This window comes from Caballeronia sp. S22 (genome assembly GCF_964261745.1).
GTDB classification, from domain to species: domain Bacteria; phylum Pseudomonadota; class Gammaproteobacteria; order Burkholderiales; family Burkholderiaceae; genus Caballeronia; species Caballeronia jiangsuensis.
Genome location: NZ_OZ180040.1, coordinates 809,796 through 824,609 on the forward strand (window position 1 = coordinate 809,796; position 14,814 = coordinate 824,609).

A 14,814-nucleotide genomic window follows, 5' to 3' on the forward strand; every position below is an offset into this window, starting at 1 on the left:
GGAAAGAACGGGTGGGGCGGCGCAAGATCATGCGCTAGAACAATTGCCGCATGCCGATCACCGCGCCTAGCTGATTAGCACCGCGGCGTGGCGTGCTACCGCCTCCGCCCGCGCTGATCGTGTACGCAGCCTGGCTACTATTCCAGAGGTAGCCCACTTGCGCATACAGAGCCGTACGCTTCGAAAGCAGATAGAATCCACGCACGGTGGATAAGGTTGCGCGAGTATCGTGCTGCCTATTGATAACTCGGATCACCTCCGCCTCGGCAACGGTCGAAGGTGTCACCTGATATGAAAGTCCACCGAATACGATGTCCGAGCGTATAATCGGCTGGGAAGATTCATTACCCGTGTTGCGATGCAGCCAGCCGCCTTCGGCCTTTGCCTTGCCGAACGCGACATGCACCGCGACCAGCAACCGCGCATCGACGTCAGTTGCACTAGCCATCGGCACGGGCGGCATCCCATCAAAGAAGTTGGCAGCGGCCCCTGTCCCGCCTCGCTGCTCGTCGTACGAGATCCCGCCGCCGAACGTTGGCCCGTCATACTTGATCATGGTTGTCCACTGTCGGCATTCGGTCGGCGCGCCCGGTAGCGATCCGGCGCATAGGCCTTGCCCCGGCGTATTGCCCCCGACCGCATCTCTACCAAACGAATACGTCGCTCCTATCGTGAAACTGCGGTATGTACCCAGATATCCAACCGCATTGTCGCTCCGAGCATTAGGAATGTACGCGTCAATGGAACCGATCCCGTAGATTGCAGGACCCATGACATCGTTATCCAAAATCGTGTAGAGCGTTGCCGTGTTCTGTCGGCCAAAGAACCACGAACCCGTTGGTCCTGAGATCCCGACCCACGCCTGGCGGCCGAAGAGACGCCCGCCTTGATTGAGATCTCCGGCCCGAAGATTGAAGGAGTTTTCCACATTAAATTTCACGGAATAATCCCCTCCTATTGGCTCGGACCCACGCAATCCCCAACGTGAAGGAGTGGAGCCGGTGACGGCGGGCATCCTAACGAGGCTGCCGCCAGGATTGCCAGCGTGCGTGACATATTCGATACCTGTATCGACGATTCCATAAGTCTGCACGCTTTGCCCAAACGCGTAGCCACTCATCCAGCCCAATCCAGTGAACAAGCCGATCAACACTCTTTTCATTGCGTCTCAATCCACAAAATTCGAACCGCCCGATTGCTTCACTATCCTATGCGTTATGCCAATAGCGCCGTAGCTTGCTATCTCCTAGCAACCTGTGCTATTCCGAACCGGGTGTAAGTTGTTCTGAAATGACAGGCGCATGCGATTGCTTGTACGCTACGGAATCCTTCATCAAAAGAGCGAAGGCTGCGATGAAGCTTGGAATCGCAAGCATGCTAACGATGACGCCGAGGCCAAGCCCGGCTTGCAGAAGGTTTGCGCCCGCCATCGAGCCAACGATCCCGCCAATGCGGCCGGTTCCGAGCATCCACGCAATACCGGATGCTCTCCCATTCGTCGGATAAAGGTCCGCAGCGATCACCGGCATGGAAACCTGCGCACCGTTCAGGCAGCTACCGGCGACAAATATCAGCACGCCAATCAAGACCACCTCGCCGGTAAGCTGTCCAATGCCCCAAAGCAGGCCACCGGTCAGCACGTAAGCGGCAGCAACTACGCGATGAGTGTTGACGCGGTCCATGGCGTATCCGCAGACGACCGATCCAATACCGCCGCCGAGTGGGAACAACGCCGTAATCAGGGATGCCTGCTTCAATGTCGTCCCGCTGTCCTTCAACAAGGTCGGAAGCCAGTTGGTCAGCAGAAAGTAGACGAGCAGACCCATGAAATACGTGAGCCACAGCAACAGGGTTCCCGTGCGATACCGCTTCGACAAGATCAACAGGACGGGCGTGTGGTTCTCCACCTCGGTGCCTTCATGAAGCTTGAATCGGGATGCTTCCAACGGTGTGCCCGCAATTCGACCGAGTACCTTGTTGATGCTGGCCGCGGGCCATGACTTCGTGACCATGAAGCGAACCGACTCGGGCAGACAGGCGAGCAGCACGACTGCAAGCAGCAGCGGCACGACGCCACCGGCGAAGAATACGCTTCTCCATCCGAACTCCGGTATCAGCAGAGCGGCTGCAAATCCGCCAGCGGAAGCGCCTATCGTGAAGCCGCAAAACATCACGTTGACAAGCAGTCCCCGGTGCTTTGCCGGTACGTATTCGGAAATCAGTGTCGTCGCGTTCGGCATGGCCGCGCCCAAGCCAATTCCGCAACCGAGGCGAAAGAGCGTCAAGGCTTCGATGGAACTGGCTTGCACCGACGCAAGACTCAGCGCGCCAAAGGTGACGACGGAACCGACCAAGACTCGCTTTCGACCGATCTGATCCGCAAGGGGGCCTGCTACAAGCGCGCCGACTACAGATCCGATGAGTGCGGCACTCAACACGGGTCCGAGCTGGACCCAGGTCAGCCCCCATTCCTTGGCGAGTACCGGTGCAACGAATCCGGCTGCCGCTGTGTCGAACCCGTCGGCCGCCACGATCATGAAGCATAGCGCCAGGATGAGCCACTGATAAGGTGAAAACCTTTGTTGATCGATGAAGTACTGTACATCCAGGACTTCAGATAGCGTGTTATCCGACGACATGAATCATCTCCTGATTGTTCGACTTTAACGATATTATTCATTCGCACTACGATGTACGTCCGACGTGTGAGTGACTAATTATTCTGCTCGCGTTACTCAGCCCGCCCCGTAGTCTAGTGCTGACGTATCGCCTTTATAACGCTCAATGACGGACGCGGCAGCCAGCAGACGCAACTCCCGAAAGCTGTTGGCCACCAGTTGCACACCGACCGGTAGTCCGCCACTCAAACCCATCGGAACGCTGATGCCTGGAAGGCCGAGTGCCGCGGTGGCCATCAAGGGACTCTGCGCGGCTATGAGTGCGCGCATCTCTTCGATCGTTCCAAGGTCCGCACCCCACGGTTGAGGCAGGCGGCATGAACTCGGCAAGAGTACGATTGGATAACGGCCAAGAAACTCGTTCCACTTGCGACGCAATTCGTCCCGCCGTGCGATGGCGCGAACGTAACCTCCAAGATCGACAACTGGCGCACAATCAACCATGTTGTGAATCGATCGTTTGATATCCGGGTCTTCCATCGAATCCACGGCGGAAATCATGCCGAGGCGAACCTCTGTCATGACGATCGATTGCCACACGTCTACGCACTGCCCGATCTCGGGAGGATTCGCCCGCTCAACGACATAGCCGGCATCGGCAAGCGCTTTCGCTGCTTCCCGCAATGCGATCTTGATTTCGGGAGAGACGGTCGCTTCGGGCACTTCGTCGACCAGGGCGACCACCACTGCCGAATGATCATCGGCGTGTTCCATACGCGCATTGACCCACGTCGCGTCGCGCGTGTCGGCGGCGGTCATCGCACGTAGTCCGAGCAGCACGTCGGCGACCGACCGGGCCAACGGGCCCTGCGCAGACATCGATTGAAGGCCAAAGAAGCGCTGCCTGACAGTCGGATGATAGGCGGGCACGCGTCCTGGCGTGGTGCGAAGGCCCACTACACCGTTGACGTACGCAGGATAGCGAATCGACCCGGCGATGTCGGTGCCATGCGCAAGCGCGCACATGCCCGTTGCGACCGATACAGCGGCGCCGCCGCTCGACCCGCCCGAAGTAATGTCGGCCCGCCAGGGATTCAGCGTCCTGCCGTATAGCGGGTTTTCTGTGAACCACCTGAACGAGAACGGCGGTACGTTCGAGCGGCCGATGATGTTTGCGCCAGCACTACGCAAGTTGGCAACCACGGAACTGTCCGCCGGTGCAATGTGTTGCACGTAAGCCGGATTCCCGTTCGTCGTGGCTTCGCCCGCTACATCGACGTTCAACTTTACCGTCAAGGGCACGCCATGCAGAATGCCTGCCTGATGCGGCGCGCTGCGCAGAAGAGCGTCTGCCTGATTCGCGGTTTCGAGAGCCCGTTCTCGATCCTCATGAACGATGGCGTTGAGTCGCGGATTGATCGAATCGATCCGCTGATGAAACGCCTTCAGCACCTCCACACAAGAGACGGAACGCGCGCGCACCTGTGCGGCAATATCGACAGCGTCCCAGCGCCAGATTTCACCAGGGAGTGTGCTGGCAGATCGTTCGGTTTGCAGCCAATGGCTGTTGTGCATGGTTGACATATTCAATCGAGCTTGATCGTAAGTCACATTGGGTTCAGATATCTAAGTTGATGCGTGTATTCTTCCATCGCGCTACTATCGAGACAACCGAGTAGCGGGATACCGCCTATCGAAATTTTCGATATTACTGGGAATGAAAAAATGGCTTCGCTCGACGTGGAATGGATCTGGGTTTTCGATGAGATCTACAAGACACTCAGTGTGACAAGCGCTGCGGACAGGCTCGACATGACTCAAGGCGCGGCCAGCACTGCGCTCAATCGCCTGCGAGACTATTACGGCGATCAACTCTTTGTGCGAACGTCACGCGGCATGTTGCCAACGCCACGCGCAGTCGCGCTGCAACCGGTGCTGCAAAAAGTTCGTGAAGATTTGGAAGTCGCGCGTACAGGCGCGCTCGTCTTTGAACCGACCAGTTCACACCGGACGTTCCGCGTGTGCATGACCGATCTCGGCGAAACTGCTCTGCTCCCGCGGTTGCTTGGACACCTGCAATCGCATGCGCCGAGGATTCGTATCGAGGCCGAGAAGATCAGTCCAGACAGTCCTCGAAGGCTTGAAGACGGCGCCGTCGATTTGGCGGTCGGCTATATGCCGCAGGTCGACGCCGGCTTCTATCAGCAAGCCCTGTTCGAACAAGACTTTTTGTGTATTGCGAGCCTTTCGCACCCGCGTATTGGCAAGCGGCTTGGCAAGAGCACCTATGTCGCCGAACGACACGTGGAGGTTTTCAATCCGGCAACGGGACATACCGCGATGGTCGAAAAGGCTTTGACATCTGCTGGTGTCACGCGAGACATCGCATTGCGAGTGCCGAGCTTTCTGGCCGTTGCGCAAATAGTGAGCGAGACTGAGTTGCTCGCGACCGTGCCACGCTATTACGCCCTGGCGATGGTATCGCGCGAGCCGATTCGATACTTGATCGTTCCCTTTGAACTGCCTCGCTATTCAGTGAAGCAGCATTGGCACGCACGTTTTCACAGCGATCCCGGGAACGTCTGGCTACGGCATACAGTTGCCAGCCTCATGCCCGGTGCTATCTCAAAAAATCCGCTATGAGGGGCTTTTCCGAACTTGCTGCTGGCAGGAGACCGCGCGTTGACTGCGTCGAGCGCGGCCGGCAATGAACGCCTCACGCCGTGCCCGCGATCGCCGCGGGCTTCAGCTTCTTGACGCCGTGGTTACCGCGCGAAAGGACACTTCAAGGCCTTCGAGAGCAAGCGCTTGAACACCGGCCAACGGGCCGCACGCCGCGTCATCGACGGCGCAATCGAAGGCATAACGCTCGGCTAGCCCATCGAGAGCCCATGCCGTCGCACTGCGATCGGTCAGACCAACGGAACCAGCGTGCCGCGCACATCCGGCTCGTCGGACCCGCGTGCGGGACCCGTGACCTTATGTCCCTGGCGGCGAGCACGTGTGTCCGGGGCGGCATTCCAGAGTGGGCCTCAACGGGTCGCGGAAGACGTACCGCGCCACCGGGAATTTAGGATGATGCTGCACAGATTCGCGCGCTCGAAGCCCGGATCGTTCCATGCCAGAAAATCGTCGTTGAACGTGCCGAACGTGGTGCCTGGGCGATGCTTCATGCCGTCGTAGAAGGCGTCGATCATCTTACCGGTGAAATCATCGCCGCGCGGAAAGCCTGCGACGACCGCCGCTCGCTGTTCCTCTGTGAAGTCATGGAAGCCCCGTGCCGCCACGTCCATTCCAGCTCCGGCTTGCACCAGCGCGATCTCGCCGTGCATGTGCTCAGGGATGCCCGGCGTCGTATGGAGCGCTACGGCTGTCCACACCTTAGCCACGTCCGCCTCGTCGACATGATGGCTGCGTAGGAAATCGCGCGCAGCGTTGGCACCGTCGACTTCAAAACGCACTTCACTTTCGCGCAGCAATAAGTCGATCACCTCGAACATATCGATCTGTCCTTCACTCGACCGGTCATTGCGCCGAGACTTTCGATTCGGCGGACACGCTCTTACGAGGCTTCTTGGGTCGTGCGGGTGTGGGCACCGCCGCTTCATCGCCGCTACCCTCCCTCGCTTTCTTGGCAGTTTTGAATTTTTTCGTTGCGGTCTTGGGGTCAACGGCGGCATGCGGTGCCTTGCCCGCGGCCTTCGTTGTCGCCTTCGTTGCGGCCTTTTTGTTTGCTTCCTTTTCGGCCTCGGCCTTTGCGGTGTCGTCCGCTTCAACGGTTTTCTTCGCGACTTTCCTCACTACGCCCTTGCCCGTCGTTGACCTCTTTGGCGCTTTCTCGACCACGACCATATGGGGCTCTGCCGAATGGCTCGGCGATGGCTGAATCCCTTCCGCCAGAAGCTGCACGATTGCTTCGCGCCAGTAGTGATCATCGCGGCCGTGCACACAACCGTCGGCTTCCCACAAAAGATAGGCGCGGGTTCGAATGGCTTCTTCGGGCAAAGCGAGATTGGACTTAGGTTGCATTCGGACTCCGTGGGCAAAGGCATCAGCGGGACCATAGCAGGTTGCTTTCCTGCGCTCAACTCGCATAGCGCGGATTGCGCGGCTCAGCTGCTCCGTCGACGATACGCGTTCAAATGTCGGATGAGGTCATGCCTGTACCCGTCTTTGTCCAGGAGATAGGTTACGGGTTGGCGAGCGGTGATCGAGCAAGATACGGATTAGCACCGAGCGCGGACCTTGCAGTCGCCGTGCCGCAAGCCGGCGGATTGATCGACCATTTCGCGAAAACTCCCGCAGGTACGCGCTTTGCAAGGCCTTCTGATCCACGGAGGCCCTATGCCACTTGCTGCAATCTTTGACATCGACGGGACGCTGGTGGACTCGGTCGACCTTCATGCGCTAGCGTGGCACGAGGCGTTTCATCATTTCGGACATGACGTCAGCTTCGAACAGGCGCGAAGTCAAATCGGTAAGGGCGGCGACAACCTGATGCCGGTCTTTCTGTCTGACGCTGAACTGCAAGACCACGGCCAAGCGCTCGAATCGTGGAGGGGAAAGCACTTCAAGGCGCATTACCTGCCGATGGTTCGGCCCTTCGCAGCGGTGCCTGAACTTCTTAAAAAACTACGCGATGCGGGCTTAAGGCTCGCCGTCGCGTCGTCGGCGAAGAGGGATGATCTCGAGGTGTACCTCAAGCTCGCTGCCATCACGGAGTTACTTGACGTGACGGTTTCCTCGGAAGACGTCGAGCAATCAAAACCGGCACCGGACGTATTCATAGTCGCCCTGCAAAAGCTACATGTACCGGCCGACCGCGCGATCGTGATTGGCGACTCGCCCTATGATGCTCAGGCTGCGGCAAAAGACAGGCCTGCGCACGGTCGGACTGCTCTCTGGCGCGTTTCCTGAGCAGTCCCTGCGAGACGCCGGGTGTGTTGCGATCTATCCTGGGCCCGCCGGTCTGCTCGCGAACCTCCAGCGTTCGCCGTTACTAGCTTGACCGTTTAAATGGTGGGCGCGGAGATGGGGCGCTGGACGATCCCGAATAACGTGAGTACCGATACCGATCGCCGCACCGGGCGAAATGCCCGCGTTCATCGAACCGCAACTCGCCACCTTGGTCGAGCGTCATCCAACCGGCGGCGACTGGTCTTACGAAATCAACTCTACGAATCGAAGAGCGGCCGCCTGCTTGGTCGCATTATTTGCTACATTGCCAAGTCGCAGGTTGCGCGCGATGGAATATTTTCCCGAAAAGCCGTGACGGAGTCGGCGAACCCTTGTTTCGATTACGCGTGCAGGGCTTGAGGTGTACGCTCGACTAGTCAATCCGTCGCACGCTCGAATTTCGTCGGTGAAGTTGCGAACAAGCGTGTAGCTCAACTATGGTCGTCATTCATGGCAAGCAATGAAGCGCCTGAACCGTCAGGTGACCCGCGCGACGTAACCGGACCCGTCATGCCGTCGCTCGATTTTCCGATCGTCGGCATCGGTGCATCGGCCGGCGGAATTCAAGCGCTAACGCGCTTCTTTGAGCACATGCCAAATGACGCGGGCATGGCGTTCGTGATCGTGCTTCACCTATCTCCCAACCATGAGAGCCAGGCCGACGCCGTGCTGCAGCGAGTCACTAAAATGCCGGTCATTCAAGTGCTGCAGCCGATTCAGATCGAAAAAAACCATACCTATCTGATTTCACCAGCCACCGACCTGTCGATGAACGATGGCTACCTGAGTGTGAAGCCGTCTAATCGCGAACCGGGACGGCCGGTGGCGATTGACCTGTTTTTCCGCAGTCTCGCCGAAGCGCACCGCACCCGCGCAATCAGCGTGATTCTCTCGGGCTTTGGTAGCGACGGTACGGTCGGAATAGGTCGGATTAAGGAGCATGGCGGCGTCACGATAGCGCAGAGTCCTGAAGACGCCGAATACGACGAAATGCCCCGCAATGCAATCGCGACAGGGTTGGTGGATATTGCGCTGCCCGTCGCTGACATACCGCAGAAGCTCATCGAGTTACGCGACAACGCGCGCGCGATCCAGTTGCCACCAGTCGACGACGATCAGCCCGTAATGCCAACTGAGGCTAATGGTAGTGGGGCCTTGGATTCGACGTCGGTAGCTGAGGCTGCGTTACAGCAGGTCCTCATGACGCTACGTGCCCGCACCGGGCATGACTTCCGCCACTACAAGCGCGCCACCGTCCTGCGACGCATTGAGCGCCGCCTGCAAGTCAATGCGCTTCGGGACTTGCCCTCGTATCAGCGATTTCTCGACGCTCACCCGGATGAGTCTGCCGCGTTACTCAAAGACATGCTGATCGGGGTGACCAATTTCTTTCGCGATCGGGACGCTTTCGAGGCGCTCGAGCGCGAGATCGTGCGGAGCATCTGCGAAGACAAGTCTGAGGACGCTAGCGTCCGCGTATGGGTGGCGGGTTGCTCGACCGGAGAAGAAGCTTATTCGGTGGCAATGCTGCTCAACGAATGTGTTGCGGAAGCCGATAAAGGCTGTGGCATCCAGGTATTCGCGACCGATATCGATGAGAGCGCTATTGAGAGAGCGCGCGACGGCATCTATCCGGCGCCGATTGTGACCGACGTTCCGCCTGCCCGGCTTCGAAAGTCCTTTACGCTCGCACACGGGCGCTACCACATTACCAAATCCTTGCGGGAGCAGGTCCTGTTCGCCGCACATAACCTGCTGCGTGATCCGCCGTTCTCCCGGCTCGACCTGGTGTCATGCCGAAACGTGCTGATCTACCTCGATCGCGCCGTGCAACGTCAAGTCTTGCAGACTTTTCACTTTGCCCTTCAGCCCGGCGGTTATCTTTTCCTCGGTAGTTCCGAGTCAGCCGAGATCGCGGATGACCTGTTCACCGCGGTTGACAAGAAGAACCGGATTTATCGCGCAAAGACGCTCGCGAGTGCGCGCACCGCCCCCGTGTTGCCGGTCGCCGGCCCACTGTTGCAGCCAACTCACTTCAGCCCGGTGAAACCAGCAAATGGTCGCACGAACTCTTCGTTTGCCGCCTTGCACCGAAGCGCGATGGAACAGTATGCGCCGCCGAGCGTGCTGGTCGATCGGGACGGCGAGATCTTGCATATGTCAGAGGACATCGGCCGGTTCCTCCGTTACGTCAGCGGCGAACCCTCGCACAATCTGCTCACCCTGATCAATCCGGACCTGCGACTGGAGCTTCGAACTGCGCTCTTTCAGGCGCTGCGACACGGCAAAAGCGTTGATGCAGAACGCGTGAGGTTCGCGCGCGGTACCGCTTCCTCCTACGTCAATATGACCGTGCGCCCGTTCCACGATCCCGCTGGCGGGGACGTCCTTGCGGTCTTCTTCGACGAGGCAGATGAGACAACGCTGCCCGACGCACCCGAAGTTCCGTCGACTGACGAGAGCCCTGTCGTTGCTCACCTCGAGGCCGAGTTACGGCGCATGAAGGAGCTGTTGCAATCGACCGTCGAGCATGCCAACGCCTCTAGCGAGGAGCTAAAGGCGTCCAACGAAGAGTTGCAGGCGATCAACGAAGAGATGCGTTCGGCCTCGGAGGAACTCGAAACCAGTAAGGAAGAACTGCAATCGGTAAACGAAGAGCTAGTAACGGTTAACGGTGCTTTGCAGACGAAGGTAGAAGAGACCGCCAAAGCCAACGATGACCTGCAAAACTTGATCGCGTCCACTGGCATCGCGACCATCTTCGTCGACCGTTCGATGCGAGTCAAACGCTATACGCCATCAGCAGTAGCACTATTCAATTTGATCGAGACGGATATCGGGCGCCCGCTGCTCCATCTTGCACACCGTCTGGATTATCCGGAACTGGCCGCTGACGCGCGACACGCGTTCGAGGACCTGAAACTCACCGAGCGAGAAGTCAGCACGAACGACGATACTTGGTTTCTGTGCCGTGTTCTGCCCTACCGAACCCTGGATGATCGTATCGACGGCGCCGTGCTTACACTCGTTGATATCACCAAGAAACGCCGGGCCGAGGAAGCTGCCCGGTCAAGCGAAGAACGTCTGAAGCTCGCGGCGTTGACCACCGACGACTACGCAATCATCGTGCAAGATCCCGACGGCACGATTCTCAGTTGGAACCGGGGTGCGCAGCGCATCTTCGGCTTTGAGGAACACGAGGTCGTAGGCAAGCCGATCGATCTGATCTTCGTTCCGGAAGACCGCGCGAACGGCGCAGCGGTTGCCGAGCGCGAAACGGCCAGGAAAGAGGGTCGCGCCGAGGACGAGCGCTGGCATCTGCGAAAAGACGGAAGAAAGATTTATTGCAGCGGAGTAATGACGTCGATCGAGACTCCCGCTTTCACGGGTCTGGCGAAGATCGCGCGTGATTTGACGGACCGCAAGAGTGTAGAGAGCCAGCAGCAACAGCAGTTGGCACTTGAGCGCGCCATCCGGGCCCAGGCCGAGTCGGCAAACCGCCAGAAGGATGAGTTTTTTGCGGTACTATCGCATGAGTTGAAGAACCCGCTTAACCTGATCCACGTCAAGACTGAATTGCTGAGCCGCTCGCCTGAAGTGAAAGATATTGCACTGGTTCAGGACGCCGCAGATGCGATTCAACGTTCGGTAATCGGACAATCTAAAATCATCGATGACCTGTTAGACCTGTCGAGAGTGCGCACGGGCAAACTGACGTTGCACTTCTCACCGGTCGATCTCGCATCCGTTCTGCGCTCGATTGTCGAGGCGAGCGAGACGGAAGCGGTGAACAAGCAAATTCAAATGTCGGTGTCGGGCGTCGACGCGCCGTTGATCATTCAGGCCGATCCGGTACGCCTGGAGCAGATGATCTGGAATGTGATGCGCAACGCAGTGAAATTCACGCCGCCTGGCGGACGCGTGAGTCTGTCGCTCACGAGCGATGATCGGTTCGTGTGCGTCGAAGTATCCGACACGGGGCAAGGCATCACTCCTGAATTTCTGCCGAAGGTCTTTGACATGTTCAGTCAAGCCGATGGCGGTGGTCGACGTGACCGGGGCGGACTGGGCATCGGCCTGTCACTCACCAAGCAACTGATTGAAATGCACGGCGGACGCATCGAGGGGACATCCGCTGGCGTGGGGAAAGGGTCTTGTTTCCGGCTGTCGCTGCCACGTCTTCCTCCATCCTCGTTTGTTACCCGCCCGGACAAAGCCGCTGACCCCAGCATTCTGAAAGGTCTGCGCGTGCTGCTTGTTGACGATTCGCTGGAAGGCCTGGAAGGCTTCCGAAGCTTGCTCGAATTGGAAGGGGCGCAGGTCAGAGCGGAATCGAGTCCCGAAGCAGCCTTGGTGGCCTCCACTGAGAGCGAATTTGATCTTATTCTGTCGGACATCGGCATGCCGACGATGAGCGGCTATGAACTGATTGCGAAGTTGCGCGAGCTGCCCGCTTGCAAAACAATTCCGGCGATCGCCTTAACCGGCTTCGGTCGCGCGCAAGATGCTGCCGAGGCACTTCGTGCTGGCTTCGATGCGCATCTGGGCAAGCCAGTGTCGCTCAACGCGCTGCTCGCTGCTATCGAAGGAAAATTGTCAAACAAGTAGCGGATGGTTCAACTGATGCCCATCCATCTTCCGAAGTCTGCAGTGGCGCTGCATAGCCAAAAACGCGGCCCGGTCTAAGCCTGAAAGTTTTTTTCTTGGAAGATCGGTGCCCGCTCAATCGCCGGTCCGTTTTCGGAGGCAAGCCGTCGTTCGAAGGTCCTTGCAAAGGCACGGGCGAAGGACCGGAAACGGCCGGACGCGGAAGTTCAAGGCGAGGACAAAGCGGACCCCTCTGCGTCAGCACCTGTAGGGCGCGTCGCCCCAACCTGGGAGGACACAATAGTCGTGCTCGGGCAAGACGATCAACCCTGATTCCGCCGCCTCTAACACGCGCTCCATCTGCCCACTTTTCACCAGATTGCCATGCAACCCATAGAAGTACCAAGCGAAGGCCATTCCGATCCGGGTATGCGCCCATTGAGGGACGAAGCTCAGTTTTCTGACGCCCTGCTGGTCAACGTAATCCTGAGTATTGAAAGTCCAGCGTTGGCAGATGCGCTCTCCGGTGCGGCCGGCGCTTGAATCTTGAATCTGTCCAATCGTCGAGGAAACGGCGACCGGACCATTGCATCTTGTCGTAGCCGGGCGTCAGTTCGCGTATGGTCAGGCTGCGCTGCTCACCGGTTTCGCCGTCTGTCACGATCCAACGCCGATCGCCGTTGGCGCGATGGCGAGCGAGAAAGAGCGATAAGAGTAGTTTTACGAAGCCCTTTGGGTCAAACGTCACGCTTCGCATCAGCACTGAGCGCGCATACGAAGATCGCCACCGCGAGGCCTAAGCCTATCGCCCCGCCGATGCCACCGGCTCCAGAAACGTCGACCGTGGCGCTATGCAACTCAGCGGCCCACAGATTTATCGCCTGTCCCACCAGAAGCCCGACGAGGCCCAGGGCCCCAGAGCAGATTCCGACCAGAGCAGCAAGCCCGAAGATACGTAGCAGGTTGTCGTTCCAAGCAATGTCCATTTTTGTCTCTGGTCTCTCTGTCGCTGGGTCCCGCCGTACAGCCGACGCTGCGTACGCCGGCCACACTCACCCGTTCACCCAAAGGAAGAATGAGCTTGTTCGGTCTCTGCCATATAAGGTCTCGCTGACGTGTTTCTCGTTGTCAGGTGATGCGTTTCCACTCGGCGTAGATCGCGCCGAAGACCGAGGGAACCACGTCGTGGCCTTCGAACGAAACCGGTCGGTCGTCGTTTGGATAGCCCAATGTCGGAGATGCTCGCAACGTGCCCAGCATCCTCGCGCTATGTTCGCTCTTGGACGCAACCTCACTGAGAACCTCCGACTCAATTCTATGAATCAGCGCCCAGGTCAACGTGCCAGCCGCCCGATGGCGTTGCACCGCCGCAGGCACGGAGTCTTTTAGAGCCGCATCGCGGCATACAGCGCATCCATTCTTTCTCCTTTAGTTGGGCAGTGCGTGTTTTCGCAACAGTGCCCTGATTGCATCGTCGACGGTTGACCGGAGCACATACTCCGGACCGTGCGGAAGCAGCGCGGCAAATGCTTCACTCAGCGAGTAAGCAACCTCGGCCACATCACGCTCACGAATGATTACCCTAAGTCCAGCAGTAAGCTCGGCTTAAAGTTCATGATCGTTGATTCGGAGTTCGATAGTAGCCATCGTCTCATGTCCTAATTCGATGCGTCGTTTTCCTCACTCGTGATCACTAAGGTCCCAAAAGGATTCTTCGAGCAAGTCCGCCGCATCGAAATGAAGCTGCACAACGGCCTCGGTTAGCGGCTCGCCGTTGGGCATTTCTCGCGACTCGGCAGAATCACGCAAAACGTTAATCGCTGCCCGCAGAGCAAGTGCTCGAGTCAAATTGGACATGGTTCGCTTCCCGCGGTCAGTTGATACGCCTTGGTGTCAGCCATTTGCCCTCAATGGCACGCTCCCAAAAGACGCCACTAATCACAACCGCGACACCGACAGCTCCCTACGTCTATCGCCGATCGCCGCTATTCACTTCAATAAGCGCATTCCGGCGACCTTTGAAGCGGTAACATCGAAGGTGGCGGTGTACTCGCAATCCGCGACGTGGCCAGCCCGCTCGATCACGCAGTCGGCAAAATCAGCCCTTTCCGACGCCGCGAAGATACGAAGCGCTTTTCGAATCGTGTCCGCCGCTTCTATGACTAACTCCTTCGTCCCCAGCATCGAGTCAACTATGTCCTTGATCTCTCCGCGACTAACGTCATAGCAGCGCGCTAGCACCCAAACGACCTCAATCAGTGCGACCTGCGAGACAAACCCGGGCCGCTCGGCCGTCAAGGACTCCATCAGCGTCGTCGCCTTTTTCGATTGCACGGCGTCATCTTGCGCGAAGTACCGGACCAGTATGTTTGTATCAAGTCCGATCATCGGGCGGATGCTCCTTGCTCCGCAATCGCTTGGTTCATGTCGTCTATTGACACCGCTTTGCTCGGCTTTCTAACGATACCCTTTAGTGACGCGATGGAGCGCGTGGCCGGATAGACCTCGTACCTACCGGTGGACTCGTTGAAGCTGAATTCGATGCGGTCGCCGCTTTCCAAGCCAAGACGATTTCGCACATCCACAGGAATCGTGACTTGGCCTTTGGACGTAACGGTTGCTGCTGTCATAGTGCCCTCCCATATCCTTACTT

Annotated in this window: 13 protein-coding genes and 1 pseudogene; 4 read left to right on the forward strand and 10 right to left on the reverse strand. The window is 58.3% G+C overall.

The annotated features are described in order from the left end of the window. Positions 1–34: 34 nt before the first annotated feature. From ACEN42_RS42125 to ACEN42_RS42135, 3 genes are all read right to left on the reverse strand, one after another. Positions 35–1,162 carry a porin gene (locus tag ACEN42_RS42125; protein ID WP_371884255.1) on the reverse strand — a complete coding sequence of 376 codons (1,128 nt, stop codon included), beginning with the start codon at positions 1,160–1,162 and terminating at the stop codon, positions 35–37. Positions 1,163–1,259: 97 nt separating this feature from the next. Beyond that, the gene (locus ACEN42_RS42130; protein ID WP_371884256.1) at positions 1,260–2,639 is read right to left on the reverse strand and encodes an MFS transporter; all 1,380 of its coding nucleotides are present in this window, start codon (positions 2,637–2,639) and stop codon (positions 1,260–1,262) included. 96 nt (positions 2,640–2,735) lie between these two features. Then, positions 2,736–4,202, reverse strand: a complete 1,467-nt coding sequence (locus tag ACEN42_RS42135) for an amidase family protein (RefSeq protein WP_371884257.1) — start codon at positions 4,200–4,202, stop codon at positions 2,736–2,738. A 141-nt stretch (positions 4,203–4,343) separates the two neighbouring features. Between ACEN42_RS42135 and ACEN42_RS42140 the strand changes: the two genes are divergently transcribed. Further along, complete coding sequence (locus tag ACEN42_RS42140; RefSeq protein ID WP_371884258.1) at positions 4,344–5,261, forward strand: LysR family transcriptional regulator; 918 nt, start codon at positions 4,344–4,346, stop codon at positions 5,259–5,261. A gap of 389 nt (positions 5,262–5,650) precedes the next feature. Here the strand turns inward: ACEN42_RS42140 and ACEN42_RS42145 are convergent. Next, positions 5,651–6,091: pseudogene (locus tag ACEN42_RS42145) on the reverse strand (phosphohydrolase); the annotation flags it as partial. 52 nt (positions 6,092–6,143) lie between these two features. After that, positions 6,144–6,647: a DUF2934 domain-containing protein gene (locus ACEN42_RS42150; RefSeq protein WP_371884259.1), complete on the reverse strand. Its 504-nt coding sequence runs from the start codon at positions 6,645–6,647 to the stop codon at positions 6,144–6,146. Between the two features lie 315 nt (positions 6,648–6,962). Between ACEN42_RS42150 and ACEN42_RS42155 the strand changes: the two genes are divergently transcribed. The 3 genes from ACEN42_RS42155 (at position 6,963) to ACEN42_RS42165 (ending at position 12,704) form a co-directional block, all read left to right on the forward strand. Next, on the forward strand, positions 6,963–7,535 hold the full coding sequence (locus ACEN42_RS42155; protein WP_371884260.1) for an HAD family hydrolase: 573 nt from the start codon (positions 6,963–6,965) through the stop codon (positions 7,533–7,535). Between the two features lie 489 nt (positions 7,536–8,024). Further along, on the forward strand, positions 8,025–12,182 hold the full coding sequence (locus tag ACEN42_RS42160) for a CheR family methyltransferase (RefSeq protein WP_371884261.1): 4,158 nt from the start codon (positions 8,025–8,027) through the stop codon (positions 12,180–12,182). 363 nt (positions 12,183–12,545) lie between these two features. Continuing rightward, the gene (locus ACEN42_RS42165; protein ID WP_371884262.1) at positions 12,546–12,704 is read left to right on the forward strand and encodes a hypothetical protein; all 159 of its coding nucleotides are present in this window, start codon (positions 12,546–12,548) and stop codon (positions 12,702–12,704) included. Positions 12,705–12,898: 194 nt separating this feature from the next. On the opposite strand, the gene ACEN42_RS42170 is transcribed toward ACEN42_RS42165, so the two are convergent. From ACEN42_RS42170 to ACEN42_RS42190, 5 genes are all read right to left on the reverse strand, one after another. After that, entirely contained in the window at positions 12,899–13,147 is a 249-nt protein-coding gene (locus tag ACEN42_RS42170; RefSeq protein WP_371884263.1) for a hypothetical protein, read from the reverse strand. A gap of 142 nt (positions 13,148–13,289) precedes the next feature. Further along, positions 13,290–13,538 carry a DUF2471 family protein gene (locus tag ACEN42_RS42175; RefSeq protein ID WP_371884264.1) on the reverse strand — a complete coding sequence of 83 codons (249 nt, stop codon included), beginning with the start codon at positions 13,536–13,538 and terminating at the stop codon, positions 13,290–13,292. A gap of 303 nt (positions 13,539–13,841) precedes the next feature. After that, positions 13,842–14,018 (reverse strand): hypothetical protein, encoded by a 177-nt coding sequence (locus ACEN42_RS42180; RefSeq protein ID WP_371884265.1) that lies wholly within the window; start codon positions 14,016–14,018, stop codon positions 13,842–13,844. 132 nt (positions 14,019–14,150) lie between these two features. Continuing rightward, positions 14,151–14,549: a PIN domain-containing protein gene (locus ACEN42_RS42185; RefSeq protein WP_371884266.1), complete on the reverse strand. Its 399-nt coding sequence runs from the start codon at positions 14,547–14,549 to the stop codon at positions 14,151–14,153. Further along, the gene (locus tag ACEN42_RS42190) at positions 14,546–14,791 is read right to left on the reverse strand and encodes an AbrB/MazE/SpoVT family DNA-binding domain-containing protein (protein WP_371884267.1); all 246 of its coding nucleotides are present in this window, start codon (positions 14,789–14,791) and stop codon (positions 14,546–14,548) included. Before ACEN42_RS42190 ends, ACEN42_RS42185 begins: the two co-directional genes overlap by 4 nt. Positions 14,792–14,814: the final 23 nt, after the last annotated feature.

Coding starts and splice junctions, on each gene's coding strand:
- ACEN42_RS42125 (WP_371884255.1), bottom strand. CDS start 1,162: ATGAAAAGAGTGTTGATCGGCTTGTTCACTGGATTGGGCTGGATGAGT.
- ACEN42_RS42130 (WP_371884256.1), bottom strand. CDS start 2,639: ATGTCGTCGGATAACACGCTATCTGAAGTCCTGGATGTACAGTACTTC.
- ACEN42_RS42135 (WP_371884257.1), bottom strand. CDS start 4,202: ATGTCAACCATGCACAACAGCCATTGGCTGCAAACCGAACGATCTGCC.
- ACEN42_RS42140 (WP_371884258.1), top strand. CDS start 4,344: ATGGCTTCGCTCGACGTGGAATGGATCTGGGTTTTCGATGAGATCTAC.
- ACEN42_RS42150 (WP_371884259.1), bottom strand. CDS start 6,647: ATGCAACCTAAGTCCAATCTCGCTTTGCCCGAAGAAGCCATTCGAACC.
- ACEN42_RS42155 (WP_371884260.1), top strand. CDS start 6,963: ATGCCACTTGCTGCAATCTTTGACATCGACGGGACGCTGGTGGACTCG.
- ACEN42_RS42160 (WP_371884261.1), top strand. CDS start 8,025: ATGGCAAGCAATGAAGCGCCTGAACCGTCAGGTGACCCGCGCGACGTA.
- ACEN42_RS42165 (WP_371884262.1), top strand. CDS start 12,546: ATGCAACCCATAGAAGTACCAAGCGAAGGCCATTCCGATCCGGGTATG.
- ACEN42_RS42170 (WP_371884263.1), bottom strand. CDS start 13,147: ATGGACATTGCTTGGAACGACAACCTGCTACGTATCTTCGGGCTTGCT.
- ACEN42_RS42180 (WP_371884265.1), bottom strand. CDS start 14,018: ATGTCCAATTTGACTCGAGCACTTGCTCTGCGGGCAGCGATTAACGTT.
- ACEN42_RS42185 (WP_371884266.1), bottom strand. CDS start 14,549: ATGATCGGACTTGATACAAACATACTGGTCCGGTACTTCGCGCAAGAT.
- ACEN42_RS42190 (WP_371884267.1), bottom strand. CDS start 14,791: ATGACAGCAGCAACCGTTACGTCCAAAGGCCAAGTCACGATTCCTGTG.